4 protein-coding genes are annotated in these 4,300 nt (G+C 57.8%); 3 read left to right on the top strand and 1 reads right to left on the bottom strand.

Translation table 11 applies throughout. The features are described from left to right. Both lon and HUJ17_RS01425 read left to right on the top strand, forming a co-directional pair. The coding region (lon, locus tag HUJ17_RS01430; RefSeq protein WP_290509031.1) for an endopeptidase La at positions 1 to 1,997 on the top strand (1,997 nt) is incomplete at its 5' end. A gap of 91 nt (positions 1,998 to 2,088) precedes the next feature. Then, complete coding sequence (locus HUJ17_RS01425) at positions 2,089 to 2,766, top strand: pseudouridine synthase (protein WP_290509030.1); 678 nt, start codon at positions 2,089 to 2,091, stop codon at positions 2,764 to 2,766. 26 nt (positions 2,767 to 2,792) lie between these two features. Here HUJ17_RS01425 and HUJ17_RS01420 read toward each other — a convergent pair whose 3' ends face one another. Next, a complete protein-coding gene (locus HUJ17_RS01420; RefSeq protein WP_290509029.1) occupies positions 2,793 to 3,116 on the bottom strand; it encodes an SET domain-containing protein in 324 nt (107 codons plus the stop codon). An 89-nt stretch (positions 3,117 to 3,205) separates the two neighbouring features. Between HUJ17_RS01420 and HUJ17_RS01415 the strand changes: the two genes are divergently transcribed. Next, positions 3,206 to 4,300, top strand: a 1,095-nt coding sequence (locus HUJ17_RS01415) for a haloalkane dehalogenase (protein WP_290509028.1), incomplete at its 3' end; no start/stop codon positions are given.

The following is a 4,300-nucleotide window of genomic DNA, read 5'->3' as shown; positions in this document are numbered from 1 at the left end:
TCATGACCGAGGTCAGCTACCCGGAGCCTCGCGCCGAGGCGGATGAGACCATCCGTGCCTTTGGCATGGCCATTATCAATACCATTCGCGAACTGTTGCCATTGAACCCGCTCTATAATGAGGGACTGCGCCACTATCTGCAGAACTTTTCCCCCAGTGAGCCCTCACCGCTCACCGACTTTGCAGCGGCGTTGACCAGCGCCAACGGTTCGGAGCTACAGACCATTCTGGAAACCGTGCCGTTGAAACCGCGCATGGAAAAAGTGCTTACGCTGGTCAAGAAAGAACTGGAGGTGGCCCGGCTACAGAGCCAGATTTCCGAAGAGGTCAACGAGAAGGTCAGCCAGCACCAGCGCGATTTCTTCCTGCGTGAACAGCTCAAGATCATCCAGCGTGAACTGGGACTGAGCAAGGACGACAAGACCGCCGAAGCGGAGGAATTCCGCGAACGCATGAGCGCCCTGTCGCCGCCGGAATCCGTACAGAAACGTTTTGACGACGAGCTACAGAAGCTATCGGTACTGGAAACCGGCTCACCGGAATATGGCGTCACCCGCAACTACCTGGACTGGCTCACCAATGTGCCCTGGGGCCAGTACAGCGACGACAATCTGGATCTGCAACACGCCCGGGAAATTCTCGAGGCACACCACAGCGGCCTGGATGATGTGAAGGACCGGATTGTGGAATTCCTGGCTGTAGGTGCACTACGTGGCGAGGTCAAAGGCTCCATTATCCTGCTGGTGGGGCCACCCGGTGTGGGCAAGACCAGTATCGGAAAATCCGTCGCAGATGCCCTGGACCGCAAATTCTACCGATTCAGCCTGGGCGGCATGCGCGACGAAGCCGAGATCAAGGGCCACCGGCGCACCTACATCGGTGCCATGCCCGGCAAACTGGTGCAGGCACTCAAGGAAGCCGGCACCGCCAATCCGGTGATCATGCTCGACGAGGTGGACAAACTGGGCCAGTCTTTTCAGGGTGACCCGGCCTCGGCCCTGCTGGAAGTACTGGATCCAGAACAGAACCAGGACTTTCTCGACCACTACCTGGATGAACGGCTGGACCTGAGCCATGCATTGTTCATCTGCACCGCCAACACGCTGGATAGCATTCCCGGCCCCTTGCTGGACCGCATGGAAATCATTCGCCTGTCCGGTTATATCACCGAGGAAAAAGTGCAGATCGCACGCCAGCACCTTTGGCCCCGAGCTCTTGAGCGGGCGGGTGTGAAAGCAAGCCAGCTGCGCATCAGCGACAGTGCATTGCGCCAGATCGTCGAAGGCTATGCCCGCGAAGCCGGGGTGCGTAACCTGGAAAAACAGCTCAACAAGATCATCCGCAAGGCCGCAGTAAAACTGCTGGCCGGGGACAAGAAACTGAGTATCTCCGGCAAGAACCTGGCGGATTTCCTGGGCCAGCCCTACTTCCAGACCGAGAAGACCCAGCGCGGTGTGGGCGTGGTCACCGGCCTGGCCTGGACCGCCATGGGTGGAGCCACGCTCTCAGTAGAAGCCAGCCAGGTACACAGCAAACAACGAGGTTTCAAGCTCACTGGTCAGTTGGGCGATGTGATGAAGGAATCCGCGGAGATTGCCTACAGTTATGTAGCCAGTCACCTGAAGGATTACGGTCTCAGTGAAGAGCGACTGGATGAGGCCTTTCTCCATATCCATGTGCCGGAAGGGGCGACTCCCAAGGACGGCCCCAGTGCCGGCATCACCATGGCCAGTGCCCTGCTGTCGCTGCTACTGAAAAAGCGCTTGCCGCGCAAGGTCGCCATGACCGGTGAGTTGACGCTTACCGGTCAGGTGTTGGCCGTGGGAGGCATCCGCGAAAAAGTGATCGCCGCGCGGCGGGTAGGTATCCGTGAAGTCATTCTGCCGGAGGCCTGTCAGCGGGATTTCGATGAGCTGCCCGAATACCTGAAAGACGGCCTCACTGTACATTTTGCCAAGCAGTATGACGATGTCTTTGAGATTCTCTGGGGAAAATAAGTGGCGAGAAGCGAGTAATGCATAGCGAAAGGCAAAACCGGGCCGGTGCTTCGTCACTCGACACTTGCGACTCCCTACGGCGAATTGCCTCATGAGTTCCCTCGTCGACAAACCCTACTATATCGTGCCCACCTGCCATGAGCGGGTGGGCACGATCTACAGGGATGATCACATCCTGTTGATCAACAAACCTGCCTACCTGCTCAGTGTGCCAGGGCGTGCCCCGGAAAATCAGGATTGCGCCATTCGACGGCTGGCACGAAAGGACCCGGATATACGGCTAGTGCACCGACTGGATCTGGACACCTCGGGCATCATGGTCTTTGCCCTCACCCGTCAGGCGCAGAGCCAGCTCAGCCGGCTGTTCCAACAACGCACGGTGAAGAAGCGTTATCAGGCGGTGGTACATGGTCTGGTGGAAAAGGAGAGTGGCAGCATCGAACTGCCATTGATCGCAGACTGGCCCAACCGCCCTCTGCAGAAGGTCTGCTACGAGACCGGTAAGCCCGCCCTGACCCATTACCAGGTGCTGGAACGGGACGAAGTCCACAACCGCACCCGGCTGGCGTTAAGTCCGGTCACCGGCCGTAGCCATCAACTGCGCATTCACTGCCGGGAGCTTGGCCACCCCATCATCGGCTGCGACATGTATGCGCCGCCGGAGATTGAGGCACTAAGCCCGAGATTGCTGCTGCACGCCCAATGGTTAGCCTTCAACCACCCGCTGACCGGGCTCTGGCAGGAATTCTCCTCACCCTGCCCGTTCTGAGGCGACCCAATCGCTGCACCCTACGGTTAATCCCAATCGTCGCCGTAATCGTGGAGCAACTCTTCGCCGGGCTTGATGGACTTCAGGGCCACCACGGTCAGGTCGTCATAGTAAGCTACGTTGGGCTTCTTGCCGTGGTTGATGAAACGCAGATCGCAGAGTACCCGGTAGCGTTCATTGCCTTCGTCATCCAGCGATAACACGTAGGGGCCATCTTTCTTGGCTACCTTGGTTTTACACAAACCCAGCTCGGTATCTTTCTTGATTGGCTGGGTGGCAAACAAACCACGACCATGGACGGCGCTGTGGCGCACTTCCAGTAAATCGTCACGCAGATAGGGTTTTGACATTTTTTCGCACTTTACGTTACTGACACAGCCATGGCATCTTGCCAGAAAAGCGGTAACAGTTGAAAAATTCGATGCAAGGGATGCATGTCATGGGTTTTGCCGATTTTCCGTTTGAATCGCGTTACGTCACGGTGAATGGCCACCGCCTTCACTATATTGATGAAGGTGAAGGACCGGTACTACTGTTCATCCATGGCAACCCCACTTCCAGTTATCTGTGGCGCAACGTGATCAAGCCGCTTCGCGGTCAGTATCGCTGCATCGCCCTGGACCTGATCGGATTCGGCAACAGTGACCAGCCCGATATCGATTACCGTTTTCTGACCCATTACCGCTACCTGGAAGACTTTGTTGCCGCGCTGAATCTCTCCGACATTACCCTGGTACTGCACGACTGGGGTGGCCCGCTGGGCTTTCGGCTGGCGCAACAGCAGCCGCACACCATCAGCCGCCTGTGTTTTATGGAAACCTTCCCGTTCACCTTTGACTGGGATGAGTTCCCCCTGCCCCTGCGGCCCCTGTTTTTTGCCTTCCGGCAGGAACGGCTGGGGCGTTTTCTGATTATCAACCGCAATCTGTTTGTCAGGATGGTGCTGCCTTTCGGCGTCATCCGTCATTTGCCTCGTAGCGTCAGGCGCATCTACCAACGGCCTTTTCGCCAGCGCGAATCCCGCTACCCGGTGTATGTCTGGCCCAACCAGCTACCGATAAACGATCGCCAGGATGAGACCTGGCGGGCCATCGAGGACATTGAGAAGGGGCTGGGCAGCATGCCCCAGCCAATGCTGCTGTTGCGGTTTCGCCCGGGGGCCGTACTCGGCCCGGCGCGGATTCGCTGGTTGCTGGAACAGATTCCCAATCTGGATATTTCCGATTGCGGACGCGGGCTCCACTATGTGCAGGAAGACAACCCGCAAGCCATCGCAGAGGCAATCCAGCACTGGGTGCACCCCATGAGCGAGAAAGACGCAGAGCGACAGGATGCGGCGGCAGGCCCACACCGCCATGAGTCCGATAGTTATGCGGGGAAATTGACCTGGTACTACGGTGAAAGCCGCTATGGCAATGCCCTGGTCGCTGAGTCCACCCACGGTCTGATTCACTTCGATTTCTGCGACGACAAGGACCAGGCCCAGACCAGACTGCAACAACGCTTTCCTGACGCCAGCCTCACCGAACAACCC

This window comes from Alcanivorax sp. (assembly GCF_014762765.1).
Lineage (GTDB): Bacteria > Pseudomonadota > Gammaproteobacteria > Pseudomonadales > Alcanivoracaceae > Alcanivorax.
This window is presented reverse-complemented; position numbering and strand designations above follow the sequence as displayed.